We start from the raw sequence: 26834 nt of genomic DNA on the forward strand, positions 1-26834 counted from the left end.
CACCCTACGAGACTGTGAATCTTTTGTACCGCGTGTCGGGCGAATGTGATTCTCTAGGCAGACTGATCTGCTGGAGAGGATGATGGCTGACGAGGGACTTTTTGGCGAATTGCCGGATCAGTCGGCGCCACGAACCGAAGCGGTGCCGCGGGGTGCACCTCGGCTGCGCGAGCCCGTGCGCAATCAGGTCGAATTGCGGGCGGTCGATATCGACAGCCTGATCGGGCAGGATCATCTGGCCCGGGTGATCTGGGCTTATGTCGAGGGGCTCGACCTGAGCGAGCTGGAAGATCGGGTTAAGGCACGGGAAAACAGGCCGGGCCATCCGGCGCCATCACCCCGGCTGCTGCTGGCGCTTTGGCTGTACGCCACGAGCGATGGCGTTGGCAGCGCGCGGGCGTTGGATCGGCTCTGCGACAGTCACGACGTCTACCGCTGGCTCTGCGGCGGCGTGTCTTTGAACTATCACACACTGTCGGATTTCCGGGTCGGCTGCGCGGACCTGCTGGACCGTTTGCTGGTCGAACATCTGGTGGCTCTGAATGAGGCAGGGCTGATTGATCTGGAGAAGCTGACCCAGGACGGGGTGCGGATACGGGCGAATGCGGGGGCCGGCTCGTTCCGGCGGGAGGCAACGCTCGGCCGGCAGATGGCCCAAGCGAAGGCTGTGGTGGAAGAGCTCAAGCGCGAGGTCGATGCGGATCCGGAAGCCAGCAGCCGGCGTATCAGGGCGGCCAGAGAGCGCGCGGCACGCGAACGCAGTGAGCGGGTGCAGGCTGCGCAGAGGGCTTTGGACGAGATCAAGCGGAAGCGCAAGCAACTCGACGAAAAAGGCGGCAATGGCAAAAAGCCGAAGGAGCCCCGGGCCTCCACCACCGACCCGCAGGCAAGGGTGATGAAGATGGCAGATGCCGGCTTCCGCCCCGCCTACAATGTGCAGGTGGCCAGCGCGGCCGGCGAACTGATCGTGGTCACGGTCGACATCGACAACAACGGATCAGATCGCGGCTTGATGCGGCCGATGCTGGAGCGAACGCGCACTCGGCTGAAGCGCTTGCCGCGTCGCTACCTCGCCGATGGCGGGTTCTGCAGCGGCGAGGACATCGAATGGGCGCACGGTGAAGGCGTCGAGGTCTACTGTCCTCCGCCCAACTCCAGGAGCGGTGTCGATCCCTTTTTACCTCGGAGCAGCGACGGTCCTGGCGTCGCGGCCTGGCGGGCCCGCATGGCCAGCGAAGCCGGCAAGGCACAGTACAAAGCCCGCACGATCTGCGAATGCATCCATGCCCGGTGGCGGAACTGGGACCTCAGGCAATTGACCGTGCGCGGCATCGAGAAGGTCCGTGCCGTCGTGCTCTGGTACGCCCTCACCAACAACATCCTGCAAGGACACCAACTGGCAAAAGCATAGACAGCACAGCCATCCCCCGGCGGTTCGACATCGACGGCCCCCGACATCAGCGCGGGCGCTACCCACTCTTTAATATCGAACGCGGAAATGGCTCACAGGCTCTACGATACCTACGATCCTGTTTTCGCGGCGAGAGGCGCCCCCTCACGAAAAATCCGTCCAGCTCAGATGCCGTGAATCGAGGTCGCCGACCGAGACGGTCTCGCGGATTTCCTGCGGCGTGTGGAAACTGCTGCGCAAGTAAACCAGCGGCGCGGCCGCGGCCGAATGCGTCGCGCTGCGCACCTCGCCGACGAAGATCGAGTGCGTCTTCGTTTCGAACTCCTGCGCCAGCACGCAATCGAACGCCGCGACAGCGTCCGTCAAAACCGGCGCGCCTGTAACACCGCGCGTCCATTGGCCGAAGGCAAAGCGGTCATCGCCATTGACGCCCTTCTGGCCGCTGAAGGTCAGCGCCAGCAGGGCGTGATCCTCGTGCAGGAAGTTGATCGCGAACGCGCCTTCCTCGCGGATGCGGGCGTGCGCACTGGCGTTCCGGTTGACGCAGACGATCAGCGACGGCGGATCGTCCGACAGCGAGGTCGCCGACGTCACCGTCAGTCCGGTGCGCTTGCCGTGCTCGGCGCCGACAGTGACGAGCGCAACCGCGCCGGCGCATTGGCGCATCGCCTGCTTGAACTCCTTTGCGTCGACGCTCACGCGAAATCTCCGAAACAGAGGCGGGTGCGGCAGGTTCACGCCGCACCCGCGATGCGTCAAGCTGCCTTCTTCGCGGAGCCGAGATGCGTCAGGCGCGGCATCACCTCGTTCTTCAGCAGCGCGAGCGAGCGGTGCCAGGCTTCCGGCTTGTGCTTGTAGTCGAAGCCGAACACCAGCAGCACGCCGAAGCCGCCGACCTCGTCGTAGATCTTTTCGATCTTCTCGGCGACGGTCGAAGGCGAGCCGACGACCCAGTTCCGCTTGGCGCAATATTCGACCGTGACGTCGCTATCGGGCACGTCAGGGGCGTGCTTGAGATAGTCCTTGAAGCCGAAATGGCCGAGCAACGGCAGGAAGTACTCGCTCATCATCCGGCCCATCATGTCGCCGGTCGAGAGCTTCCAGGCCTCTTCATCGGTGTCGGCGACGAACACCTCGCGCACCAGGCGCCAGTCCTGCCGGTTCGGCTTGCGGCCGGTTTTCGCGGCGCCAATCTCGACCGAGTCCCAATGGCTGGAGACATAGGCCGGGTTGAGGTTGAGGCTCATCGGAATGAAGCCGCGCTCGCCCGCGAGCTTCAACGTGTCCGAGTTCTTCGACAGCCCTGCAACGCCGATCGGCGGATGCGGCGCCTGCAGCGGCTTGATGTGCGGTTTCAGGAAATCGAACATCGTGTCCGGCTTGGTCACCGTCCAGAATTTTCCTTTGTGGGTGAACGGCGCGGGCTCGGTCCACAGCTTCAGGATGATCTCCAGCGCCTCGCGCGTCATGTCGCGGTTCTGCCCGCTCATGCCGTCGACGTTGAACATCGCCCAGTCGCTCGGCAGCCCCGAAGCTGCGACACCGAAATTCAGCCGGCCCTCGGAGAGATGGTCCAGCATGGCGACGCGGTTGGCGAGCTCGGCCGGGTGATGATAGGGCAGCAGGAAGCCGCCCGGTCCGATGCGCAGGCGCTTGGTCTGCATCAAGGCCTGCGCGATCAAGAGGTCCGGCGTGGGATTGGGTTCCCAGGGCGCGGTGTGGTGCTCGCCGACCCAGGCCTCCTGATAGCCGAGCTCGTCGAGCCAGCGCATGACCTGCAGGTCCCAGTCATGTCCTTCCTTCAACCCGCACTCCGGCGGATGCGAAGGCATCGTGAAATATCCGATCTCCATGGGTTTCCTCATCTGATGTTGACGCGTCTTGCTGCGCGTTCGCTGGCGTGAACAGGAACAGCTTCAGCAAGCGGTGTGCCAGCGCGCCCCATGCCCGACCTTGCGAGAAAACGCTGGTTTAGGGCGGCAATTGCCGATATTCCCGGGACAGGTTTGCCGGGATGCCGTCGCGTTGTCGTGAGACGGCGTCTCAGCCGTGAGACGAGGATACGTTTCGAAATGACCGAACCCGCTTATGTCGCGGTGGACTGGGGCACCAGCAGCTTCCGGCTCTGGCTGGTCGATCGCTCCGGACGCGTGCTCGCCGAGCGCCGCAGCGATGAGGGCATGCTGGCGGCGGCCAAGGCCGGCTTCTCCGGCGTGCTGCAAGCGCATCTTACTGCCGTGAGCACGCCCGATCATCTGCCGGTCCTGGTCTGCGGCATGGCCGGCGCCAAGACCGGCTGGGTCGAGGCCGGCTATGTCGACACGCCGGCGCCGCTCGCGGCGATCCTGAAGCAGGCCGCGCGCGTTCCCGGCGCGGCGCGTGACATCCGCATCCTGCCCGGCATCGCACAGCGCGACAGAGCAGCACCCGACGTGATGCGCGGCGAGGAGACTCAATTGCTCGGCGCACTCGGTCTCGAGACCGAAGGCGAGACACTGGTCTGCATGCCCGGCACCCATTCCAAATGGGTGCGGGTCAAGGACGGCACCGTCGCGCATTTCTCCACCTTCATGACCGGCGAGCTGTTCAGCGTCGTCTCGCGCGAGACCATCCTGTCGCTCGCCGTCGCCGGCGCCGATGAAGCCGAGGACACCGCGAGCTTCAAGACGGCCGTGAAAGCCGCGTTCGCGGCGCCGGCCTTCGCAGCCAATCTCCTGTTCACGGCGCGATCGCGGCAGCTGCTGTTCGGCGGCACGCCGGCCGCCGCGCGCGAGACGTTGTCGGGCACGCTGATCGGCACGGAGCTGGCGGCGGGTCTTTCCGGCAGCGTGCCGAAATCCGCCATCGCGCTGATTGCGTCGGGTCGCCTTGCGACGCTTTACCGGCAGGCTTTCGATGCACTGTCGGTCAATGTGACTCCGATCGATGCCGATGAAGCAGTTCGCCGCGGCCTGTCGATGGCGGCTGCTGCGATCTGGACGAAGTAGAAGGATTTTTCAAATGAGCGTTCCCTTTCCGCCGATGCAGCGGCCCCTGGTCGCGATCCTGCGCGGCGTCAAGCCGGAGGAGACCGAGGCTGTCGTCGGTGTGCTGATCGAAGCCGGCATGACCGCGATCGAGATCCCCTTGAACTCGCCCGATCCGTTCCGCTCCATCGGCCTTGCGGCAAAGCTCGCGCCATCGGGCGTGCTGATCGGCGCCGGCACGGTGCTGTCAGCGGCGGATGTCGATCGCCTCAACGACGTCGGTGGCAGGCTCATGGTCTCGCCGAATGTCGACACCGACGTGCTGGCGCGCGCGCATCAGCACGGCATGGTGACGCTGCCCGGCGTGTTCTCGCCGACCGAGGCGCTGCTCGCGGCGCGCTCCGGTGCATCGGGCCTGAAATTCTTTCCGGCGAGCGTGCTCGGTGCCTCCGGCATCGCCGCGATCCGCGCAGTGCTGCCCGCAGGCGTGATGATCGCCGCCGTCGGCGGCGTCTCCGATCAGAATTTTGCCGAGTACATCAAGGGCGGCGTCACCGCTTTCGGCCTCGGCTCCAGCCTCTATAAGCCCGGCATGTCGGCCGCCGATGTCGCCGCGCGCGCGAAGGTGACGATCGAGGCCTACGATCTCGCCGTACAGAGCGGCTGATTTCTCGCGCTAGCCGCGCTTTACGGACGGCGCCGGCAGCTGCTCATGGCGGCGCTGGAAGCGCTGCCAGTGCAGCACGATGCCGATCAGCGCCGCCGGCACGAAGCCGAGCAGCAGCAGCCAGAGCGGTAATTCCTTCGGCGAGATGAAGGCGATCGCGATGTCGGAGATCAGCCAGAGCGCTGCGAACATCACCGCGAAATCCGCGCGCGGGCAGCGCAGATAGTAGAACACGGCGGTGATGACGATGGCGGGCGCAATCGCAATCGCGATCATGACCGCCGTCAGCTCCTTCGGCGTCACCGCGTCGAGCACCATCGAGGCCAGCAGCCAGATGGCGGCAAACATGGCGATGATGTCGATCGGATGCCGCAAGCGAATACCTCTCGATGGAACGCGCTATGGTGAGGCCCCACCGTTCGACGTCAAGCCCGTTCCGTCAAGTCAAATACGCCTATTCCTCGTCGTTTCCCGGCGTCGGACGCAGCATGAAATGACCGAAGGCGGACGCAATCGGCTTGGCCGGATCGTCCTGCCAAGCCCGCGCCTCGAAGGCGACGATACGCCGTCCCTGTTTCACGATCGAGACGTTGGCCATGGTGTCCAATGCCCTGCCGGAGCGCAAATAGTTGACGGTGAGCCCGATCGGCTTCGGCAGCGCCGCGATGCCGAGCTCGCGCCGCACGCCAAAGATCGCCGTCGTCTCGAGAAAGGCGCCGGTCATGCCGCCATGGATCGCGGGCAGGATCGGATTGCCGATGATCCTTGGCGAGAACGGCATGGTCAGCGTGCCGTCATCATTGACGCGAATGCCGAGGGCGCGCGCGAACGGGCTGCTCGCGAACGGGCCGTCCGGATCATCAGGCGCCTCCAGCGTCGGAATGCTGCGCGTGTCCATGCGGCGATCCGCCAGCATGTTGGTGCGATTGGCGCCGATCATGAAGCAGGCGGTGGCGGTCGCCACCGGATCGTCCTCGGACTCCTGGTAGGCCGTGGCGCGCACGAAGGCGATCGAGCGCGTGGTGCGGTAGCAGACCGAATGCGCCTTGATGGCGAGCCCGGGCGTCGCCGGCTTCTGGTAGTCGATGCGCAGGTCCAGCGTTGCGATCGCGCTGGTGCCGTCGAGCGCCAGCTGCACCGCCATGCCGCAGCTCTCGTCCAGCATCGCGGTGACGACGCCGCCATGCAGCACGCCGGTTTCGGTGTTGCCGACGAAGACAGGGCGGTAGGGCAGGCTCGACCAGGCCTCGCCAGGCGCGAACCGGTCGAGCTGGAGCCCGCTGATATGGCCGTAATCGGAACGGCGGCCCTTGATGGCCTCGGCGAGTTCCTCGAAGGGACGTGTGGTCGATGAGTTGGACATGGTGACGTTCTAGACCAGTCGGGCCCCGCGCAAAACCCCGCCTGCAAAGCTAGCAGGCAGCTTTGGCCTCGACAGCGCCCGCTGAAGGAACGATGGTGGGCGTCCGTTCCCTGCCTCGCGAGGAGTACCCCATGGCCGATCCCGAAACACCAGCCGCCAAAGAGGGCCCCGTCACCATTTCGACCTCGAGCTCGGAGCGGGCGCCGATCATCTATTTCGACGGCGCGTCCTGCTTTGGCCATCACAACGGCGCCATCCAGATCGAGCTGGCCGCAAATCTCCTGATGCCGATCGGCGCCGCCGTCAGGGTCGACGTGGTCCAGACCGCGCATTTACGCTGCAGCGCGGCCGCGGCGCTGGCCTTGCGCGAAGCGCTCGACAAGGCGCTCGCGATGCTCAAGCTCGGTCAGCAGCAGCCGGAGGACGCGATTCCGGCGGTGAAGAACTAGGGCCGATATTTAGACGTTCTAGAGGATAAGGTGCGTAGCCCGGATGGAGCGAAAGCGTAATCCGGGAATCTTGCCGCCGCCCCCGGATTGCGCTTCGCTCCATCCGGGCTACGAAGCTGCACAGATCGGCTCTGCCTCAGCCGACATGCACCTTCGGCTTCTTGCCGCCGTTCCACTTGCCGTCCAGCGCGCGCTCGATCTGGGCGGCGAGTTGCAGCAGGAGGCCGTCATTGGCTTGCTTGGCGATAGCCTGGATGCCGAGCGGCAGGCCGTGATCTTGGGCAGCCATCGGCAGCGAGATCGCCGGGATGCCGCAGAGATTGGCGAGCGGCGTGAAGGCGAAGAAGCGCCAGAGATTGCCGAACCAGTCGAGCACGTCAGGATTATCCGAGGTGGTGAGATATTGCTTGGTGCCGACCTTCGGCGTCGGCAACGCCGTGATCGGCGTCAGGATCACGTCCCACTGCTCGAAGAAACTGCCAAAGCCGCGCGAGGTCGTGTTGAACACGGCCTGCATCTTCGCCCGGTCGGCAAAGCTGGTATGAAGCCCGGCTTGCCAGATCCGGATGTTCATCGGCTCGATCAGGTCTTCCGGCGGGCGCTCCAGCCCGCGTGCGGCGAGCATGTTGGAGATCACGACCGAGAAGTTCGAAATGTAGCAGGTGGTCTGCGCGGCGAAGGCGGCGCGGAAATCGAGCTCGGGCAGCGCGTAGTCGACATGATGACCGAGGCCTTCGAGGAAGCGGCCGGTCTTCTCCAGCTCGGCTTTGATCTCTGATGTCGCAGTATAGTCGCCCCAGGTGTGGGACAGCGCGATGCGCAGTTTTGACGGATCGCGCTTGATCATCTCGCTGTAGGGCTGCGCCGTGGTCCAGAACGGCATGAACTCGCCCGGGGCCGGCCCGCGGGCATGGTCGACGAACGCCGCGGTGTCGCGCACGGTGCGCGACTGGCAGCCCTGGATCGAGACGAGGCCGGTGAGGTCGGACATGTGCGGCGCCAGCGAGAACACGCCGCGCGAGACCTTCAGCCCGATATTGCCGTTGACGCCGGCGGGAATGCGGATCGAGCCGCCGCCATCGGTCGCGTGCGCGATCGGCACCACGCCGGCCGCGACCATCGCGGCGCTGCCCGCCGACGAGCCGCAGGTGGTGTAGTCGGTATTCCAGGGATTGCGCGTGACGTAAACAGCGGGATTGTCGGCCGACGAGCACACGCCGAATTCCGGCGTCGTGGTGCGCCCGATCAGGTTGAGTCCTGCCTGGCGGAATTTGCCGGTCAGGAAGGTGTCGGCCGTCGCGCGATTGCCGCGCATCAGCAGCGAGCCCATCTCCTGCAGCCGGCCCTTCATGGTCGGTCCCAGATCCTTCATCAGGAAGGGCAGGCCGGCGAACGGACCCGCAAGATTGGCGCCGTCCTTGGCGGGATCGGCGATCACGTCGTCGAACAGCTCGACCACGCCCGACAGCGTCGGATTGACCTTGGCGACGGCACCCGCGGCCTGCCGTGCCAGCTCCTTTGCCGACAGCTCGCCCTTGCGGACGCGGGCCGCAAGGCCAACGCCATCGTGCTGCGCCCATTCGTTCCAGCTCATCGGCAAGGTCATGAAGTCAAAATCCCCTAAGATGCGGCGTCACCTTTTTCGCAAGGGCCCGCCTGAATCAACTGAGCCGGCGCGAAGGGCAGGGTTGCGCCGGGCGGAGGGGTGGCCTCTCATAAAGCATGATCCGGACCCGGAGGGCCGCGTTAGCGCAAAGTGTGAAGCGGTTTTCCCGCGACAAACGCGGAACGCGTTTGCGCTGAGATCATGCTCAAACAACAAGCTAAAGCGCGATGTCAATCGCGCTTTAGGAGAGCCGCGCGATCACCGCAACCGGGCCGCCACCGGCAGGTCCCTGATGCTCGGCGCCGCCGGAGACGTAGACCGCGCTGGTCCCGGCAAGGCCGGCGATCAGGCCGCCGACGGCCGCGCGGGCGTGGCGTGTCGAGCTGATGTCGGTGTCCTCGAGCATGGTGTGGCGGAGGCCGCGCACGGTGCCGTCAGGCGAAGCCTCCGCCTTGGCGAAGACGTTGACGAGCTCGCGGCCTGCTTTTGCCTGCGCGCCAGGCCTTATTCCGACGCTACCCAGCGCCTCAGTCACCGCGGCGGCATCGATGGCGTCGCTCATCACGGCGTGCGCGATCTCGAATTCGCTCGCGGAGGTCCCCGAATTGCCGAGCACGATGACGACGTTGTGCATCAGCTCGATCCCTGAAGAAGTCGAGGCCACCTTCGAGAACAGGTCGTAGCGCCGCAACACGTCCTCATCGCGGATATCTGACGCGATCTCGCCGAGCGCGACTGCAACACCAAGCGCCGAGGCGCCGCGCGAATAGGCCATCGAGCTGTAGGCGCTGATCGTCGCCGTCTTGTGGCCGCGCGCGGCGGCCGCCTCGACACGCTCGCTGGTCAGCAGCGGGCATTTGATCTGGACGAAATGAACATCAGTGGCATCGCTGATGCCGGCATCCGCCATCGCGGCCTTCACCGCGCTCGCGGTCTCGCTGATCTGTGCGGAACGGCCGAGCTCCTCGGGCAGGAAATCGCGGGTCTGTGCCATGCCGATGCTCAGGCGCTTGCCGGGCATGCCGGCGGGCGGCGTTTCGACCTGCTGGCGCGTGAACACCGTGAGGTGCGGGCTGAGCACGCCCTCGGTCCCGCCCGACATCACGAAGGCGATGCGCTGCTCGACCGCTTCAGGTGTCAGCGCGAGTTTTGGCGCCAGCGCGTTGCACAGCGCCGCGACGGCATATTCCCGGGTGAAATCATTGACGCCGCCATTGCCCTCGGTCTTGCCGAGGATCGCCAGGATCGAGGTGGGATCGATCGCGCCTTGCTCGATCAGCCGCATCAGTCCGGAGACATCGCCGGGGCCCTTGGTGGCGATCTTGAAGACGCCGACCGATGTGGTGCGCATGGAGTGTCCTATGAAGTTCGGTAGCCGGCGCGCCAGCCAGCCGCAGAACCGAGGTGGATGTCAAGGCCGTAGCCGGACGGAGCGCAGCGATATCAGGGACAACAAGCCCCGACCGTCATTCCGGGGCGCGCGCAGCGCGAACCCGGAATCCATCGTGCAGCGCGCTGTGACGGTGAATGGATTCCAGGCTCGCGCCAAGCGGCGCGCCCCGGAATGACGGGGTGGGAGCGGCTGCCGTCGACTCCTGTTTCGCAATGCGTCAAGCCATCTACTCAAAAGTATTCCACTTTACCGAAATTTGGATTTGTGAATGCAGAGCAAAACTCGGGCGAAATGCGCCCGGGAGCGCGATGGCGTGCCTGCAAGTCGAAATGTCCGTCGGAGAATGCAATGCAACTCCTTGCTCCGTCATTGCGAGCGTAGCGAAGCAATCCAGAGTCTTTCCGCGGAGGGATTCTGGATTGCTTCGTCGCAAGAGCTCCTCGCAATGACGAGTGGAGGGAGCTTGTGCCTCAACTTCCGCTATCTGGCACCTCGCCACCCCCACGATTGTGGCGAGATCGCATCAAGGCAACAAAAAAATCCTCTGTCGACGGTTGCGCCCCGCACCTTGATGAATCAACCTCGGTTGGTCCATAAGCGGCGTCCCGCGGCCGGATTTCGGTCTGGGTCGCGTGCTTGGGAATAGAGAGGAAATCTCGCGTGGCCAATATCAACCAGAAAATTGCGCAGGAGCTTGGGGCACGGGCGGAGCAGGTCGAGGCGGCAGTGACGCTGCTCGACGGCGGCGCCACGGTTCCCTTCATCGCGCGCTACCGCAAGGAAGCGACCGGTGCGCTCGACGACGCGCAATTGCGCACCCTGGAGGAGCGCCTGGTTTACCTGCGCGAACTCGAGGACCGCCGCATGGCCATCCTCGAATCGGTCCGCGAGCAGGGCAAGCTCGATGCCGCGCTGGAAGCCTCGATCATGGCCGCGGACAGCAAGGCGCGTCTCGAAGACATCTATCTGCCGTTCAAGCCGAAGCGCCGCACCAAGGCGGAGATCGCCAAGGAAGCCGGCCTCGAGCCGCTCGCCAACCAGCTCATGGCGGACCCCGCGAGCGATCCCAAGATCGTCGCAGAAAGCTTCATCAATGCCGAGAAGGGCGTTGCAGATGCCGCGGCTGCGCTCGACGGCGCCCGCGCCATCCTGGTCGAACGCTTCGACGAGGACGCCGATTTGATCGGGGCCTTGCGCGAGGACATGTGGAGCAATGCGCGCATGGCCTCCAAGGTGCGCGACGGCAAGAAGACCGAGGGCGAAAAATTCGCCGACTATTTCGACTTCTCAGAGCCGCTGACGAAACTCCCCTCGCATAGAATTTTGGCGATGTTCCGCGGCGAGAAGGAAGAGATCCTCGATCTCCAGATCCAGGCCGAGGAAGCGCCGCCCGCCGGCGTGCCAGGCGCCTACGAGCTGAAGATCATGAAGCGGTTCGGCATCGCCGACCTCAAGCGTCCCGGCGACCGCTGGCTGATCGACACCGTGCGCTGGGCCTGGCGCACCAAGATCCAGGTGCATCTCAACATCGATTTGCGCATGCGGCTGTGGAACGCGGCCGAGACCGAGGCCGTGCGCGTGTTCGCCTCGAACCTGCGCGACCTGCTGCTGGCGGCGCCCGCCGGCACCCGCGTCACCATGGGGCTCGATCCCGGCTACCGCACCGGCGTCAAGGTTGCTGTCGTCGATGCCACCGGCAAGGTGGTCGACACCACCGCGATCTACCCGCACGAGCCGCAGCGGCAGTGGAACGAGTCGCTGGCAACGCTCGGCCGGCTCGCGATCAAGCACCGCGTCGAGCTGATCGCGATCGGCAACGGCACCGCCTCGCGCGAGACCGACAAGCTCGCAACCGAGCTGGTCAAGGGTCTCCCCGAGCTGAAGATGAGCAAGATCGTGGTGTCGGAAGCGGGCGCGTCGGTCTATTCCGCCTCGGCGTTCGCATCGGAGGAATTGCCGGGCCTCGACGTCACGCTCCGCGGCGCGGTCTCGATCGCCCGCCGCTTGCAGGATCCGCTCGCCGAGCTCGTCAAGATCGAGCCCAAGGCGATCGGCGTCGGCCAGTATCAGCACGATCTCGGCCAGGCCAAGCTCGCCAAATCGCTCGATGCCGTGGTCGAAGACTGCGTGAACGCGGTCGGCGTCGACGTCAACACCGCCTCTGCGCCGCTGCTCGCGCGCGTGTCGGGGGTCGGCTCGGGCCTCGCCCAGAGCATCGTGGCGCATCGCGACGCCAACGGCCCGTTCAAGTCGCGCAAGGCGCTGAAGGACGTGCCGCGCCTCGGTCCAAAGGCGTTCGAGCAGTGCGCGGGCTTTTTGCGCATCCTCGGTGGCGAGGACCCGCTCGATGCTTCCGGCGTGCATCCGGAAGCCTATCCGGTGGTGCGCCGCATCCTCGCGGCGACCAAGAGCGACATCAAGGCGCTGATCGGCTCGAGCGAAATCGTGCGCACCTTGAAGCCGAAGGATTTCGTCGACGAGACCTTTGGTCTGCCGACCGTCACCGACATCTTGAAGGAACTGGAAAAGCCCGGCCGCGATCCGCGTCCGGCATTCAAGGCCGCGGTGTTCAAGGAGGGCGTCGAGGAGATCAAGGACCTTCAGAAGGGCATGATCCTGGAGGGTACCGTGACCAACGTCGCCGCCTTCGGCGCCTTCGTCGACATCGGCGTGCACCAGGACGGCCTGGTGCACATCTCGGCGATGTCCAAGACCTTCATCAAGGATCCGCGCGAGGTGGTGAAGCCCGGCGACATCGTCAAGGTGAAGGTGCTGGACTTCGAGGTCGCCCGCAAACGCATCTCGCTGACGCTCCGCCTCGATGACGAGGTCGGGCCCAAGAAGGACGCCCCCGGCATGCAGCGCGACAACACGCGCAACACCAACCGCATGATGTCCTCGGCCCCGCGCAAGCAGGAATCCTCCAGCGGCGGCGGTGCGCTCGCCGAGGCGATGCGCCGGGCCGCGGAGAAGAACAACGGCAAGCGGGTGTGATGTTCTAACCTCTTCCCGCTGTTCTGCGGGGAGAGATGGGATCGCGCCCTATCCACGCCGTCATTGCGAGCGCAGCGAAGCAATCCAGAATCCCTCCGCGGAAACACTCTGGATTGCTTCGCTGCGCTCGCAATGACGGGGGGAGCCCCATCCTAACTTCGGCGTCAGAATCTGGCGCGCTTGTAAGTTGAAGCTGCCCGTCCGTTCCTCTCTGATCCCTCCGGTGCGGCAGCGATATCGCCGCGCAGCACGGAGGATGCTTCGATGGACAACAGGCTTCTCAAGGGCCTCGCTGCGGGAGCGATCGCTGCAGCGATGGCGCTGGGCTCACCGGTGCTGGCCCGAGGCGGCGGCGGAGGCGGCGGTCACGGCGGCTTCGGCGGTGGTGGCCACTTCGGTGGCGGCGGCATGCGCGCTGGCGGCTTCGGCGGCATGCATGTCGGCGGCATGGGCGGTGCACACTTCGCCCACGTCGGTGGACCAGGCTTCGGCGGGGCTCGCTTCGCCCATGTCGGCGGACCTGGCTTCGGTGGCGTGCGTTTCGCCCATGCGGCGATCGGGCCGCGTTTCGTCGGCGGCGGCTGGCACGGCAGGCCCTTCATCGGCCGCCACGCCTTCTTCTTCCGGCATCATCGCTTCCACCGGTTTGCCGTGTTCGGCGCGCCGTTCTACTACGCCAACTATTACGACGACGACTGTTGGCGCAGGAGCTGGACGCCCTATGGCTGGCAATGGGTCAATGTGTGCGGGGACAGTTGGTACTAGCATCGCCGGTCCGCACCATTGTCGCGATCGCCACCGGGTGGTTCCGCTCAGCCCCGGAACGGGATAATCTGGTGGCGATCGTCGCGCGGAGTTTGTCATGACCGGAGGCCATCGCCGCATCCTTGTCGTCGAGGACGATCCGGAAACCGCGGGCCAGCTGGTCGAGGAACTGACGACATCAGGCTATGAGGTCGATCTCGCCGCCACAGGGCGCGAAGCCCTCAGCCACGGCGCCGCACGCGACTATGCCGTCATCACCATCGACCGCATGCTGCCCGACATCGATGGCATCACCGTGATGCGGCAGATGCGCGACGACGGCGTTGCCTCGCCGTTCCTGATCATCTCCGCACTCGGCGAGGTCGACGAGCGCGTGCGCGGCTTGCGTGCCGGCGGCGACGATTACCTCGTCAAGCCGTTCTCCTTCGTCGAGCTGCTCGCGCGCCTCGAGGCCCTCGGCCGCCGCAGCGAGACCATCGCCAAGGAAACGATCCTGCGCGTCGGCGACCTCGCCGTCGATTTGATCGCGCGCAATGCCAGCCGGCGCGGCCGCAAGATCCCGCTGTTGCCGCGCGAATTCCAATTGCTCGAATATCTCGTCCGCAATGAGGGCCGCGTCGTCTCCCGCGCGATGCTGCTGCAGCACGTCTGGGACCTGCATTTCGATCCCTCCACCAACATCATCGACGTCTATGTCGGACGCGTCCGCCGCAAGGTCGACGATGCCCAGGCCTATCCATTGATCCACACCATCCGCGGCATCGGATATTGCCTCCGTGCTCCTGGCTAACACGCTCCGGTCCTCGACCTTCCGCCTGGCACTGATCGCGATCGCGATCTTCGGCCTGATCGTCGCGGCGATCATGGCCTACGTCTATGTCGGCACGCTCGCTTATGTGCGCAGCCGCGTCGGCGATGCCGGCGACCACTCCGGCTTCGTCGCGATGCTCGAGCTGGCGACGATCGCCGTCGCCGTGCTGCTGTTCGTGCTGTCGGGCGTCGCGGCCGTGCTGGTGACGCGGCGCACGGTCGGGCGGATCGAGGAGATCAATGCCACCAGCCGCGCGATCATGCTCTCGGGCCTCGACCGGCGCATTCCCTTGCGCGGCAGCCATGACGAATGGGACCGCGTCGCCGAAAACCTCAACCAGATGCTCGATCGCATCGAGACGCTGATGGGGGAGGTGAAGCAGGTCAGCGACAATGTCGCCCACGATCTGCGCACGCCGCTGACGCGGATGCGGGGCCGGCTGGAAAAGGCCTATCATGCTCCGCGCAACGATGCGGCCGACGCCGCCCTGATCGGCGACACCATCGCCGACCTCGATGCCGTGCTCGGGATGTTCGCCTCGATCACCCGGATCTCGGAGATCGAGACCCGCGCCCGCCGCAGCGCGTTTCGCCCGCTCGATCTGGCCGAGATCGCCGGCGAGGTGGTTGAACTCTACGACGCCGCTGCCGAGCAGGTCGCAACGCGCCTGAGCCTCACTGGCGAGCGCGAGGTCGCCGTCACAGGCGACCGCGACCTGCTGTTCGATGCGATCGCCAATCTGGTCGACAACGCCATCAAGCATGGCCGCCCAGGTGGAAAGGTGACGGTGATCTGCCAAGGCACCGAGAGCGGCGCCTCGATTACGATCGCCGACGACGGCGAGGGCATTCCGGCCGACCAGCGCGACCACGTATTCAAGCGCTTCTATCGGCTCGAGCAGAGCCGCTACACCCCGGGCAACGGTCTGGGGCTGAGCCTGGTCGCGGCCGTGGCCCGCCTCCATGGCGCCGAGATCATGTTGCATGACAATGATCCGGGCTTGAAGGTCCGGCTCGATTTTCCGCCGCACCGGCTCGGCACCCAACTTGCATGATCGCAAATGTATCGCGTGAGAGTCCTGCCATGCCAAGCCTGCCTGATCTCGTCATCACCAACGCGCGCATGCGCAGCCGCGAGCTCGTCGACATCGCGATGACCGACGGCGTGATCTCGGCGATCGGCGACCGGCTCGATCACGCCGCGCAATCCGTCATCGATGCCCGAGGCGGCCTGGTGACGTCGGCGTTCGTCAATCCGCATCTGCATCTTTGCAAGGTCTCGACCCTGCCGATGATGTCGGAGGCGGCGCTGGAGGCCTATCAGGGCGTCGACATGACCGAGGCGGCGAAGGCGATCGAGCTCGCGGCGGTGGTCAAGAGCAGCTACGACGCCTCCTGGATCATTCCGAACGCGCGGCGCGCGGTGGCGCTTGCGGCGCTCCACGGCAATCTCCATGTCCGTGCCTTTGCCGATGTCGACACCAAGGCGAGGCTCGAGGGCGTCAAGGCGCTGCTCGCCATCCGTGAGGAGTTTCGCGGCATCGTCGAGATCCAGGTGGTTGCGTTCCCGCAGGATGGCCTGTTGCGCGAGCGAGGGGCCGACGGCCTGATGTGCGAGGCGATGGCATCGGGGGCCGATGTCGTCGGCGGCATCCCCTGGATCGAGGCCAACGAGCAGGACATGCGCCGCCACATCGATTTCTGCTTCGACCTTGCCGCCGAGCACGGCGCCGACATCTCGATGCTGCTCGACGACGTCGGCGATGCCAATATGCGCACGCTCGACATGATGGCGCGCGCGGTGATCGCGCGTGGCATGGAGGGCCGGGCGCTCGCTCATCATTGCCGCGCCATGGCGCTCTATCCCGAGAACTATCTTCGCGAGCTGATGGTCCTGCTCGGGAAGGCCCGTGTCAGCGTCGTCAGCGACCCCCACACCGGCCCGCTGCATGCGCGGGTCAAGCAGCTGCTGGGCGCCGGGATCAATGTCTGTCTCGGCCAGGACGATATTTCCGACGCCTATTATCCGCTCGGCCGCAACAACATGCTGGAGGTGGCGTTCCTGGCCTCGCACCTGCTGTGGATGACGAAGAAGAGCGAGCTCGAGACGCTCTACGACATGATCACCACGCGCGCCGCCGCGGCGCTCGGCCTCGAGCGCTACGGCCTCGGCCTCGGCTGCGCAGCCAATCTCGTCATCCTCGACCAGGGCGACGTCACCGAGGCATTGCGCTTTCATGCGCCGCCGCGTGTCGTCATCAGCCATGGCCGCGTTGTCGATACTGACCGCATGCGCGCGCTCGCGGAGGCCGCAATTGTCCCCTGAGGCGCGCTGCTCAGAGCTCGATCACGCCGCGGCGCGCCGCGTGTGCCACCGCATCGGTGCGGCCGGTCGCATCCAGCTTGTCGAGCAGCGAGCCGACGTGGAATTTCACGGTATGCACGGAGATGTTGAGCCGGCGCGCGATCATCTTGTTGGAGGCGCCTTCGGCCATCAGCGCCAGCACGTCGAGCTCGCGCTGCGTCAGCGCGATATCCTCGGGCATGACACGCGGATCGCGGGCGACGATCGTCGCATTGGCGGCCTCGCCGGGCGCGGCAACGCGAAGCCCCNNNGAGGCGGTCGGCGAGCGCTGGATCGTCGATCTCGAGCGACAGCACGATATCAGGCGAGATGTCCGCGCTCACGCCTCGGGCCTCTCGCCGATCGTGACCCTGAAGCTGGCAGGTTCGCCGCCACGGCGGACCGCGAGATCGACCACCCGGCCGACGCTGGCGGGTCCCAGCGTCCGCAACAATGCGCGCACGCCTGACAGCTTCTGGTCGTTGACCGCCACGATCACGTCGCCCTGGCGGATGCCGGCGCTGGCCGCTGGACCGGCCTTGTCGACATTCATCACCATCGCGCCGATGCCGTCATCGAGCCGCAGCGGCTGCAGTCCGAGCCCGAGATATCCCCGCGCAATGCGGCCGCGCGTCTCCAGCTGGGCTGCGACGCGCTCGATCGTCGCCGTCGGAATCACCAGCACGCGCCGCGGTCCGAGCACGGCCATGCCAAAGGCCTCGCCGGAAGCATCGAGGGCAAGGCTGCCCTCCTGGCTCGAACGGAGGCGAACATCGAGCTCGATCCGCGCATCGATCTCGCCGCCGCGCAAGGAGCGCCAGCCCTGGCCTGAGACGGATACCATCCCCAGCGCCGCACTCGGCGCATCCCTGTTGGTGGCGACCACGACCGAGAGCGCACCGAGAGCGGGCACAGTCGCGGCCAGCTTGACCGGGGCAATATTGGTTTCAGCGCGCAGCAGCGCGATATCGGTCGTGTGGTCGCGGCCGACGATCGCGGCGGCAACCGTGCCGCCATCGGCGAGCACGATCTGGACATCGCCCTCGTCGGCCAGCGCCTCGTCGGCGGTGACGATCAGGCCGGGCTTCCAGACGAAGCCGGTCGAGCCGGAACGATGCGAATGGACTGATACAACGGACGGCGCGATCCGCGCCACGACATCCGCCAGCGCCGATGACAGCAAGGTGAGGGGGGTGAGGTCGGTCATGGAGGGCTCCCTAAGCTGTCCTCAATCTGGTACCTCGCGGCCAATTGTGGAACTGGCCGGGTGGCCAGTCCTTCAGGGCCGTAGCCGACCAACATGTGATTGGGAACTCCTCATGGCAACGTGTAGCAATCTGCCAATCGCGCCTGACGGCCCCAAACCATTTTCAGCGAGCCCCGACCGATGACCATCGACCTCACCNCCGTACCCTGCTTCAACTGGCCGGCGCCAGCTCGCTCGCGATGGCTGCGGCCGGCGCGGCGCGCGCCGAGGGCAATCCGCAAGGCGGTGGGCCAACCTACGCCAGTCGCACGCCGATGCGGATCGGCATGGTGACGCTGCGGGTGAAAAATCTCGATAAAGTGGCCGATTACTACCGCGACGTGATCGGGCTTACCGTGATGGAGCGCTCAGGCAGCGCCGCGAAGCTCGGCACATCAGGTATCACGCTGCTGGTGCTGGAAGCCCGCCCCGACGCCGCGATCGAGCCGCGCAACGCCGCCGGCCTCTATCACACCGCCTTCCTGATGCCGACGCGAAAAGATCTCTCGCGCTGGCTGGTCCATGCTGCCTCGCATCGGGTGCCGCTGTCGGGCTTTGCCGATCATCTCGTCAGCGAGTCCGTCTACCTCGACGACCCCGAAGGCAACGGCATCGAGGTCTATGCCGACCGCGATCCCTCGCAATGGCAGTGGAGCGAGGGTAGCGTGAAGATGGCGACCGACGAGCTCAACATTCCCGACCTGCTGTCGCTGACCAACACGCGCGTCAGCGACTATGCCAGGGCGCCGGATGGCCTGCGCGTCGGCCACATGCATTTGCGCGTCGGCGATCTCGCACAGGCGCAGAGTTTTTACCATGGCGCTGTCGGCCTCGACCCGACCCGCAGCCGGGGCGGCGCCGCGTTCCTGTCGTCCGGGCGCTATCACCACCATCTCGGCATGAACGTCTGGCAGAGCGAGGGCGCCGGCCAGCGCGACGATGCGATGACCGGACTCGCCTGGTTCTCGCTCGTGACGGAAAAGCAGGACATCCTCGCCGCGCAGGAAGAACGCCTGCGCAAGGGCGGCGCGCGCGTCGTGCAACTGCCTGACGGCGTCGAGGCCGTCGACCCCTGGGGCACGCGGGTGCGATTGCTGAAGGTGTGAGCGGCCCGCGTGCTTGCTGGCAATAGGACCCCATGGTAGCACGCGATGGATCGTGCGCTGCCAGACTGGACTCAGCTTCCCCCGGACTTTTTCCCGACATGACCGATTTTCGCGGCGTCTTCCCCTATCTCGTCTCGCCCGTCAGTGCTGATGGCGCGGTGCGGACCGATGTGCTCGCAAGGCTCTGCGACGATCTGATCGGCGCCGGTGTGCATGGGCTGACACCGCTCGGCTCGACCGGCGAGTTCGCCTATCTCAATGCCGCGCAGCGGATGGCGGTTGTGCAGACCACGATCGAGGCTGCGAAGCGCCGCGTGCCAGTTGTGGCGGGCGTCGCCTCAACCTCGACGGCCGATGCGGTGGCGCAGGCGCAGGCCTATCAAAAGCTTGGTGCCGACGGCATCCTGGCAATCCTCGAAGCCTATTTCCCGCTTCCTGACGCCCAGGTCGAATCCTATTTCCGCAGCATCGCCGATGCCGTGGACATTCCCGTCGTCATCTACACCAATCCGCAATTCCAGCGCTCCGACCTCACCCTCGACGTCATCGCGCGCCTCGCCGAGCATCCGCGCATCGGCTACATCAAGGACGCCTCGACCAACACCGGGCGGCTGCTCTCGATCATGAACCGCTGCGGCGATTCCTTGCGCGTGTTCTCGGCCTCCGCCCATATCCCGGCCGCGGTGATGCTGATCGGTGGCCTCGGCTGGATGGCGGGGCCGGCCTGCATCATCCCGCGCCAGAGCGTTGCGCTCTACAACCTTTGCCAGGCGGGCCGCTGGGGCGAGGCCATGGCGCTGCAGCGCCGGCTGTGGCGCATCAACGAGGCCTTCGCCCGCTTCAACCTTGCCGCCTGCATCAAGGCTGGCCTTGCGATCCAGGGCTACGACGTCGGCGATCCCATTCCGCCGCAGGCGCCGCTCACGGCCGATGCGCGCAAGGTGGTGGAAGCGGCGCTGCGAGAGCTGCGGTGATTGTCATTCCGGGGCGATGCGCAGCATCGAACCCGGAATCTCGAGATTCCGGGTTCGTCCTTCGGACGCCCCGGAATGACGATGATCTTCGGGGCATGACAAATCCGTGGTCCGACCGCCTAAAACCGTGGCTGGCATGCTCCCGATCGATCCGCTAAAAGGCTGCCCGCGTTTCAAGACACCCCGAGGACCCCACGGAATGAACATTCTTCCCGGCAATTTGCGTTTCGGAGCGGGCCAGCCCGTCAAGCGTTTGGAAGACCAGCGGCTGCTCACCGGGAAGGGGCAATTCATCGACGACAAGCCGGAAGATGGCGCGCTGTGGTTGCACGTGCTGCGCTCGCCACACGCGCACGCGAAGATCATCTCGATCGACACCGGCGCTGCCGCGTCGATGCCTGGCGTCACCGCGATCTACACCGGCGCCGATCTGATCAAGGACGATATCGGCACTATTCCGACGCTCAGCATCTTCAAGCGGCCTGATGGCAAGCCGATGACGGTGCCGCCGCGGCGACTGCTCGCTCATGACGCGGTGCGTTACACCGGCGAGGCGGTGGCGGCAGTGGTGGCGTCGTCGCGTGCGGAGGCCCAGAGCGCGGCCGAGGCGATTGTGGTCGAATACGACGTGCAGCCCGCCGTGGTCGATCCCGTCGAGGCCGTCAAGCCCGGTGCGCCGGTGGTGTGGCCTGACGCGCCCGACAACATTGTCGGCGCGATGAGCTATGGCGACGCCGCCAAGGTGGACGAGGCCTTTGCCAAGGCCGCGCACACCGTCGAGCTCGATCTCGTCAGCCAGCGTCTGGTGCCCTCCGCCATGGAGCCGCGCTCGACCATTGCCGAGATCGACAAGAAGACCGGCCGTCTCCTGCTGCATGTGCAGTCGCAGACCCCGGCCTCGACCCGCGACGTGCTCGCCGAAGCCGTGCTGAAGCGTCCGAAAGACAGCGTGCGCGTGCTCGTCGGCGACATCGGCGGCGGCTTTGGCCAGAAGACCAACCTCTATCCGGAAGACGGCATCGTCGCCTATGTCGCGACCAAGCTGAACAAGAAGATCCGCTGGCGCGGCGATCGCACCGACGAGTTCGTCGGCGGCACCCATGGCCGCGATCTCACTTCGACCGCGTCCTTCGCGCTGGACGAGAAAGGCAAGGTGCTGGCCTATCGCGTCAAGTCGATCGGTTGCACCGGCGCGTACTCGTCGGGCGCCGCGAACATCATTCCGCTGGTGCTTGGACCGTTCGTGCAGACCGGCGTCTATGACCTGCCGCTGGTGCATTTCGAGGTCAAGTCGGTGATGACCCACACTGCGCCGGTCGGAGCCTATCGTGGTGCTGGTCGCCCCGAAGCGGTCTTCATCGTCGAGCGCCTGTTTGACGCTGCCGCGCGAAAAATCGGCATGGATCCGCGCGCAATCCGGAAGGCAAACTACATCAAGCCCGGTCAACTGCCCTACACCAATGCAGTCGGGCAGGTTTACGATTCCGGTGCCTTCGCGCACATGCTCGACCGGGCCGCGAAGCTTGCAGACTGGGACGGCTTCGTCGCGCGCAAGAAGGCAGCGAAGAAGAAGGGCCTGCTTTATGGTCGTGGCCTCACGTCGTACATCGAATGGACCGGCGGCCGCGCCCATACCGAGAAGGTCAGCCTGCACGCGACCGCGCAGGGCCGCGTCGTCCTGCATTCCGGCACCATGGCGATGGGGCAGGGGCTGCAGACCACCTACACCCAGATGATCTCCGACACGCTCGGGATCGCCATGGACAAGATCGACGTCGTGCAGGGTGACACGGATCTCGCGATGGGTTTTGGCAGCGTCGGCTCGCGTTCGCTGTTCGTCGGGGGCACTGCCGTTGCGGTCTCCTCCAACGACCTGATCCAGAAGGCGCGCGAAAAGGCGGCCAACGTGCTGGAGACTTCGATCGAGGACATCGAATATCAGGGCGGCATGCTCACCGTGGTCGGCACCGACCGCCGCATCAGCCTGTTCGATCTCGCGGAGAAGGAGACCGGCGCCAGGCTCAGCGTCGATTCCGAAGGTGAGGTTGACGGGCCGAGCTGGCCGAACGGCACCCATATCTGCGAGGTCGAGATCGACCCTGAGACTGGCGTGTCCAAGGTCGTGCGCTACACCACCGTCGACGATGTCGGCGTTGCCGTGAACCCGATGCTGGTGACAGGGCAGATCCATGGCGGCGTCGCGCAAGGCATCGGCCAGGCGCTGTATGAAGGCGTCTCCTACGATGCCGACGGCCAGCTCCTCACCGCGAGCTACCAGGACTATTGCATCCCCCGCGCCGACGACGTGCCGCCGATCGTGGTGACGCTGGACGATTCCGCGCCCTGCCGCACCAATCCGCTCGGCGCCAAGGGCTGCGGCGAATCCGGCGCCATCGGCGGCCCGCCCTGCGTCACCAACGGCGTGATGGACGCACTCGCCGAACTCGGCATCACCCAGCTCAACACGCCACTGACGCCGCAGAAGATCTGGAAGGCGATCAGGGACGCGAAGGCGAGCTAAGACTTTTCACGCCGTCATTGCGAGCGCAGCGAAGCAATCCAGAATCCCTCCGCGGAAGCGGTCTGGATTGCTTCGTCGCAAGGGCTCCTCGCAATGACGGGTGAGAGAGATGCGCCCCTCAAATCCCCAGCATCATCTTCGCGATAATATCGCGCTGGATCTCCGAGGTGCCGCCGAAGATCGTGTAGGCGCGGCCGTTGAGATATTCCGGCACCAACGTCAACATCTCCTCGGGCAGCGCGGGCTCGTGATTGAGCTTGTAGAGCGGGCGCATCGGCTCGACGGCGAGCGCGTCGTGGCCGATCACGTCGACCCCCAGCCGCGTCACGGCCTGCCGGATCTCGCTGTTGCGCAGCTTCAGGATTGACGAGACCGCGCCGGGATTTTGTCCGGTCTGCAGCGCGGAGAGCACGCGCAGTTCGGTCATTTCAAGCGCGTCGATGTCGATCTCGACCTCGGAGATGCGGGTCGCGATATCGGGGCTGTCGATGGCGCGCCCCGTCAGATCGGACTCCGCGAGCTCGGTGATCGCGCGCAGCCCCTCGCGCAGCTTGGCTGATGCAATGCCGGAGCCGCGCTCGAATTCGAGCAGGTATTTGCCATAGGTCCAGCCCTTGCCTTCATCGCCGACCCGGTTGGCCACGGGCACGCGCACGTCGTCGAAGAACACCTGGTTGACCTCGTGGTCGCCGCCGATGGTGAGGATCGGGCGCGTGGTGATCCCGGGCGTCTTCATGTCGATCAGGATGAAGCTGATGCCGTCCTGCTGTCGCGGGCCGTCGCTGGTGCGCACCAGCGCGAACATGCGGTTGGCGTGGTGGGCATGCGTGGTCCAGATCTTGGTGCCGTTGACGATGTAGTCGTCGCCGTCGCGCACCGCGCGCGTCTTCAGCGACGACAGGTCCGAGCCGGAGCCCGGTTCGGAATAGCCCTGGCACCAATAATCCTCGCCGGAGAGAATCCGCGGCAGGTAGAAATTCTTCTGCTCAGGGCTGCCGAAGCCGATGATGACGGGGCCGACCATCTTCACGCCCATCACATTCACATTCGGCACACCGGCCCGCGCGCATTCGCTCTCGAAGATCCAGCGCTGCGCCGGGGTCCAATCGGGACCGCCATATTCGACTGGCCAGCCCGGCGCGCCCCAGCCGCGGCCGTGCAGCGCGCGCTGCCAGGCCATGCCGATATCGGGATCGGAGAACACCGACGGCGTCAGAGCGGTCGCGCGCTTCATCTCGCCGGTGAGATTCTTCGCAATGAAGCTGCGCACCTCGCTCTGGAAGGCGCGCTCTTCGGTATTGAACGACAGATCCATGATGCGCTCCTCTCAGGCCGAAGCGGTGCTGCGGCCAAGCTCGGCGTGGCGGCTGTAGTGGTGCGCGGTGCCGCCGAACAGCGTGTCGAAGGCGACGAGCCGCTTGAAATAGGCGCCGACCTCGAGCTCCTCGGTGACGCCCATGCCGCCATGAAGCTGGATCGACTGCTCGCCGACGAAGCGGGCGCATCTACCGATCTTCGCCTTGGCGGCCGAAGCTGCGCGAGCCCGCTCAACCGGCGCGCTATCCGCCTTCAGCGCGGCGCGCAGCGCCATCGAGCGTGCCTCGTCGAGCTGGATCGCCATATCGGCGAGGCGATGGCGGATCACCTGGTTGGCGGACAGGGGCCGGCCGAACTGCTTGCGGATCTTGGTGTACTCGAGCGTGGTGTCGAGCAGGGTCTGCATGATGCCGACGGCCTCCGCACCAAGCGCAGCCATCGCGCGATCGACGGCCCATTCGATCGCCGGCAGCGCGTCGTTGCCGTCACCGAGCAGTGCATCCTCCGACAAATGCAGGTCGGACAGCTCGATGTTGCAGGCGCGCCCGCCGCCGAGGCGCGGATAGTCGGAGATCGCGAGGCCAGAGGCGGTCGCCGGCACCAGGAACAGGCCGATCCGTCCCGAGGGTCCGTGATGATCGTGCAGATGCGCGGAGACGATGATCTCGTCGGCGGCATGGCCGTCGAGCACGGCGATCTTGCTGCCGGTCAGGCGCCAGCCGTTGGCTGACTTGGTCGCTGATGTCACGATCTTGGCGAGATCGAACCGCGCGGCCCGCTCGGAATGCGCGAAGGCGAGCTTCATTGAGCCGTCCGCGATCTTGGGCAAGCTCGCCTGCTTCTGCGCCGTGCTGCCGCATCGCTCGATCAGCGCGGCGCCAAGCACGACCGTCGCGACATAGGGCTCGCACACAAGCCCGCGGCCAAAGGCTTCCATCAAGATGCCGATCTCGATCGGACCGCCACTGAGCCCGCCAAACTCTTCCGGGATCGGCAGCGCCAGCCAGCCGAGCTCGGCGAACTGTTCCCACACATGAGGGCTGAAGCCGAGCGGATCGTTCGTCATCTTGCGGCGGTGGTCGGCATCGTAGCTCTCGGCCACGAAGCGCTCCGCGCTCTCGCGCAGCAGCTTTTGCTCGTCACTGAGATTGAGATCCATGGCGCTTATTCCGCGGCGGCCGGCTTGCGCACTGAGGGATGCAATCCGGATGGATCGACCACCATGCCGAACTCCTGAAGATTATGGGCATGACAGAGCTGATGCAGGGCAAAGGCCTGATCGATTGCGGCGGGCTGCCCCATCACGTCGACGGAACGGTTCACCGCTTCCTTGGTCAGCTTCAGCGCAAAGGACGGCTTTGACGCGATCCGCCGCGCCAGTTCCAGCACGCGTGCGGGCAATTCCGCGCGCGGCACGACCTGGTTGACCATGCCGAGCTGATGCGCCTCCTCGGCGCTCCAGCTGTCGGCCGTGAACAGGAATTCCTTGGCCTTGCGCGGGCCGAGTTCCCAGGGATGCGCGAACCATTCGACACCGCAAACGCCCATGGTGACGACGGGGTCGCAAAACTGCGCATCATCGCTGGCGACGACGAGGTCGCAGGCCCAGGCCAGCATCAGGCCGCCCGCAATGCATTTGCCGTGCACTTCCGCGATGGTCGGCTTCGCCAGATTGCGCCAGCGCCGCGTGATCTGGAGATATATTTCCTGCTCGCGCGCAAAGCGGCCGTGGGCGTTCGCCTCGGCAAAGCCGCCCCAATGTCCTATCGGCGGAAAGTCTGTGCCCGCGGCATTCTTGGCCCCGGGGCGCAGGTCATGACCGGAGGAGAAGTGCGGGCCGTTGCCGGCGAGAATGATGACCTTGACCGTATCGTCCTGAACCGCTTCGTCGAAGGCGGCGTTGAGATCGTAGGTCATTTGCAGATTCTGCGCGTTGCGCGCGTCGGGGCGGTTCATCACGAGCCGGGCGATCGCCGGCTCCGGCCGCTCCACGAGGATGGTCTCGAACGAGGACATGGCGCGCTCCCCTGCTGCTTTTCGTCTTGTTTGTCGTGAGTTGACTATGTCGCGTGGTGATAGGCAAGGGGCTTGCGTCAGCCGGCTACGTGTCGCGCGCGTCCGCGCGGGACATCTGGCGTTGTATGCGCTCGATCTGGTAGTTTGCCGGCCGATTCCACCGGGAGAAATTTGATGCGCAAGATCCTGACCGTGCTGGCGGCGCTGGCCTCGCTCAGCCTCACCAATTGCGGCTACAACGCGATCCAGAGCCAGGATGAGCAGATCAAGGCCAACTGGTCCGAGGTGGTGAACCAGTATCAGCGCCGCGCCGATCTCGTGCCCAACCTGGTCAACTCGGTGAAGGGCTTTGCGCAGCAGGAGAAGGACGTGCTGCTCGGCGTCACCAATGCCCGCGCCAAGGTCGGCAGCATCCAGGCGACGCCCGAGGTGCTGAACGATCCCGCCGCCTTGCAGAAATTCCAGGCCGCCCAGGGCGAGTTGTCCAGCGCGCTGTCGCGCCTCCTCGTGGTCACGGAAAACTATCCGCAGCTGAAGTCGGATGCGCTGTTCAAGGATCTGATGTCGCAGCTCGAGGGCACCGAAAACCGCATCACGGTCGCGCGCAACCGCTACATCAAGTCGGTGCAGGATTATAACGTCAGCATTCGCTCATTCCCGAGCAACCTCACGGCGATGATGTTCGGCTACAAGGAAAAGCCGAACTTCACCGTCGAGAACGAGAAGGAAATCTCGACCGCGCCGAAGGTCGACTTCAACACCGCGCCCGCGCCGTCGAAGTAGGCGCGCTGTTACGCATGGGCTTCACCCCACCCACCGCCGTCATTCCCCGCGACCCGGCTACGCCAAGGCTTCGCCTAGGTTTCGGTCTAGGGCGCGCCGAAGA

23 protein-coding genes and 2 pseudogenes are annotated in these 26834 nt (G+C 65.6%); 13 read left to right on the forward strand and 12 right to left on the reverse strand.

Annotation, left to right across the window (positions count from 1 at the left end; genetic code table 11):
- The first annotated feature begins 79 nt into the window (after positions 1-79).
- The gene (locus tag AOQ71_RS08805; protein ID WP_057742559.1) at positions 80-1411 is read left to right on the forward strand and encodes an IS1182 family transposase; all 1332 of its coding nucleotides are present in this window, start codon (positions 80-82) and stop codon (positions 1409-1411) included.
- A gap of 144 nt (positions 1412-1555) precedes the next feature.
- Here AOQ71_RS08805 and AOQ71_RS08810 read toward each other — a convergent pair whose 3' ends face one another.
- Positions 1556-2110, reverse strand: coding sequence for a flavin reductase family protein (locus tag AOQ71_RS08810; RefSeq protein WP_083514064.1), 555 nt, complete (start codon positions 2108-2110; stop codon positions 1556-1558).
- 56 nt (positions 2111-2166) lie between these two features.
- Complete coding sequence (locus AOQ71_RS08815) at positions 2167-3264, reverse strand: LLM class flavin-dependent oxidoreductase (protein WP_057744582.1); 1098 nt, start codon at positions 3262-3264, stop codon at positions 2167-2169.
- A gap of 219 nt (positions 3265-3483) precedes the next feature.
- Between AOQ71_RS08815 and AOQ71_RS08820 the strand changes: the two genes are divergently transcribed.
- Both AOQ71_RS08820 and AOQ71_RS08825 read left to right on the forward strand, forming a co-directional pair.
- Positions 3484-4398 carry a 2-dehydro-3-deoxygalactonokinase gene (locus AOQ71_RS08820; RefSeq protein ID WP_057744585.1) on the forward strand — a complete coding sequence of 305 codons (915 nt, stop codon included), beginning with the start codon at positions 3484-3486 and terminating at the stop codon, positions 4396-4398.
- 13 nt (positions 4399-4411) lie between these two features.
- Positions 4412-5044 (forward strand): 2-dehydro-3-deoxy-6-phosphogalactonate aldolase, encoded by a 633-nt coding sequence (locus AOQ71_RS08825; protein WP_057744588.1) that lies wholly within the window; start codon positions 4412-4414, stop codon positions 5042-5044.
- Between the two features lie 9 nt (positions 5045-5053).
- On the opposite strand, the gene AOQ71_RS08830 is transcribed toward AOQ71_RS08825, so the two are convergent.
- On the reverse strand, positions 5054-5419 hold the full coding sequence (locus AOQ71_RS08830) for a hypothetical protein (RefSeq protein ID WP_057744591.1): 366 nt from the start codon (positions 5417-5419) through the stop codon (positions 5054-5056).
- A 79-nt stretch (positions 5420-5498) separates the two neighbouring features.
- A complete protein-coding gene (locus AOQ71_RS08835) occupies positions 5499-6407 on the reverse strand; it encodes a PaaI family thioesterase (RefSeq protein ID WP_057744594.1) in 909 nt (302 codons plus the stop codon).
- 131 nt (positions 6408-6538) lie between these two features.
- On the opposite strand from AOQ71_RS08835, the gene AOQ71_RS08840 reads away from it, so the two are divergent.
- Positions 6539-6856, forward strand: a complete 318-nt coding sequence (locus AOQ71_RS08840; protein ID WP_057744597.1) for a hypothetical protein — start codon at positions 6539-6541, stop codon at positions 6854-6856.
- A 136-nt stretch (positions 6857-6992) separates the two neighbouring features.
- On the opposite strand, the gene AOQ71_RS08845 is transcribed toward AOQ71_RS08840, so the two are convergent.
- Positions 6993-8462, reverse strand: coding sequence for an amidase (locus AOQ71_RS08845; protein WP_057744600.1), 1470 nt, complete (start codon positions 8460-8462; stop codon positions 6993-6995).
- Positions 8463-8703: 241 nt separating this feature from the next.
- Entirely contained in the window at positions 8704-9813 is a 1110-nt protein-coding gene (gene atzD, locus AOQ71_RS08850; protein WP_057744603.1) for a cyanuric acid amidohydrolase, read from the reverse strand.
- 702 nt (positions 9814-10515) lie between these two features.
- Here atzD and AOQ71_RS08855 point away from each other — a divergent pair.
- From AOQ71_RS08855 to AOQ71_RS08875, 5 genes are all read left to right on the forward strand, one after another.
- Positions 10516-12849: a Tex family protein gene (locus tag AOQ71_RS08855; protein ID WP_057744606.1), complete on the forward strand. Its 2334-nt coding sequence runs from the start codon at positions 10516-10518 to the stop codon at positions 12847-12849.
- 264 nt (positions 12850-13113) lie between these two features.
- Positions 13114-13614 carry a hypothetical protein gene (locus AOQ71_RS08860; RefSeq protein ID WP_057744609.1) on the forward strand — a complete coding sequence of 167 codons (501 nt, stop codon included), beginning with the start codon at positions 13114-13116 and terminating at the stop codon, positions 13612-13614.
- Positions 13615-13711: 97 nt separating this feature from the next.
- The gene (locus AOQ71_RS08865) at positions 13712-14404 is read left to right on the forward strand and encodes a response regulator transcription factor (protein WP_057744614.1); all 693 of its coding nucleotides are present in this window, start codon (positions 13712-13714) and stop codon (positions 14402-14404) included.
- Entirely contained in the window at positions 14391-15479 is a 1089-nt protein-coding gene (locus tag AOQ71_RS08870; RefSeq protein ID WP_057744618.1) for a sensor histidine kinase, read from the forward strand. Before AOQ71_RS08865 ends, AOQ71_RS08870 begins: the two co-directional genes overlap by 14 nt.
- Positions 15480-15508: 29 nt before the next feature.
- On the forward strand, positions 15509-16750 hold the full coding sequence (locus AOQ71_RS08875) for an amidohydrolase family protein (RefSeq protein WP_245316812.1): 1242 nt from the start codon (positions 15509-15511) through the stop codon (positions 16748-16750).
- A gap of 10 nt (positions 16751-16760) precedes the next feature.
- On the opposite strand, the gene AOQ71_RS08880 is transcribed toward AOQ71_RS08875, so the two are convergent.
- The 3 genes and pseudogenes from AOQ71_RS08880 to AOQ71_RS08885 form a co-directional block, all read right to left on the reverse strand.
- On the reverse strand, positions 16761-17037 hold a 277-nt coding region (locus AOQ71_RS08880; RefSeq protein ID WP_245316813.1), incomplete at its 5' end, for a response regulator transcription factor.
- Positions 17038-17040: 3 nt separating this feature from the next.
- Positions 17041-17112 (reverse strand): annotated as a pseudogene (locus AOQ71_RS47505) (response regulator transcription factor); the annotation flags it as partial.
- Positions 17109-17975, reverse strand: a complete 867-nt coding sequence (locus tag AOQ71_RS08885; RefSeq protein ID WP_057744625.1) for a S1C family serine protease — start codon at positions 17973-17975, stop codon at positions 17109-17111. The pseudogene AOQ71_RS47505 and the gene AOQ71_RS08885, both read right to left, overlap by 4 nt.
- A 199-nt stretch (positions 17976-18174) precedes the next feature.
- On the opposite strand from AOQ71_RS08885, the pseudogene AOQ71_RS08890 reads away from it, so the two are divergent.
- The 3 genes and pseudogenes from AOQ71_RS08890 to AOQ71_RS08900 form a co-directional block, all read left to right on the forward strand.
- Positions 18175-19120: pseudogene (locus AOQ71_RS08890) on the forward strand (VOC family protein); the annotation flags it as partial.
- A gap of 98 nt (positions 19121-19218) precedes the next feature.
- A complete protein-coding gene (locus AOQ71_RS08895; protein ID WP_057744631.1) occupies positions 19219-20094 on the forward strand; it encodes a dihydrodipicolinate synthase family protein in 876 nt (291 codons plus the stop codon).
- Positions 20095-20293: 199 nt separating this feature from the next.
- Positions 20294-22615: a xanthine dehydrogenase family protein molybdopterin-binding subunit gene (locus AOQ71_RS08900; protein ID WP_057744634.1), complete on the forward strand. Its 2322-nt coding sequence runs from the start codon at positions 20294-20296 to the stop codon at positions 22613-22615.
- Between the two features lie 118 nt (positions 22616-22733).
- Here the strand turns inward: AOQ71_RS08900 and AOQ71_RS08905 are convergent, their stop codons facing one another.
- Genes AOQ71_RS08905 through AOQ71_RS08915 form a run of 3 tightly spaced genes read right to left on the reverse strand, consistent with a single transcriptional unit; the run spans position 22734 to position 25948 of the window.
- Positions 22734-23930 carry an acyl-CoA dehydrogenase family protein gene (locus AOQ71_RS08905; RefSeq protein WP_057744637.1) on the reverse strand — a complete coding sequence of 399 codons (1197 nt, stop codon included), beginning with the start codon at positions 23928-23930 and terminating at the stop codon, positions 22734-22736.
- A gap of 12 nt (positions 23931-23942) precedes the next feature.
- Positions 23943-25091, reverse strand: a complete 1149-nt coding sequence (locus AOQ71_RS08910) for an acyl-CoA dehydrogenase family protein (RefSeq protein WP_057744640.1) — start codon at positions 25089-25091, stop codon at positions 23943-23945.
- A 5-nt stretch (positions 25092-25096) separates the two neighbouring features.
- Complete coding sequence (locus AOQ71_RS08915; RefSeq protein WP_057744643.1) at positions 25097-25948, reverse strand: enoyl-CoA hydratase; 852 nt, start codon at positions 25946-25948, stop codon at positions 25097-25099.
- Between the two features lie 174 nt (positions 25949-26122).
- Here AOQ71_RS08915 and AOQ71_RS08920 point away from each other — a divergent pair, with 174 nt between their 5' ends.
- Positions 26123-26731: a LemA family protein gene (locus tag AOQ71_RS08920; protein ID WP_057744646.1), complete on the forward strand. Its 609-nt coding sequence runs from the start codon at positions 26123-26125 to the stop codon at positions 26729-26731.
- The last annotated feature ends 103 nt before the right edge of the window (positions 26732-26834 follow it).

Origin of the sequence: Bradyrhizobium manausense (assembly GCF_001440035.1) — a bacterium.
GTDB lineage: Bacteria > Pseudomonadota > Alphaproteobacteria > Rhizobiales > Xanthobacteraceae > Bradyrhizobium > Bradyrhizobium manausense.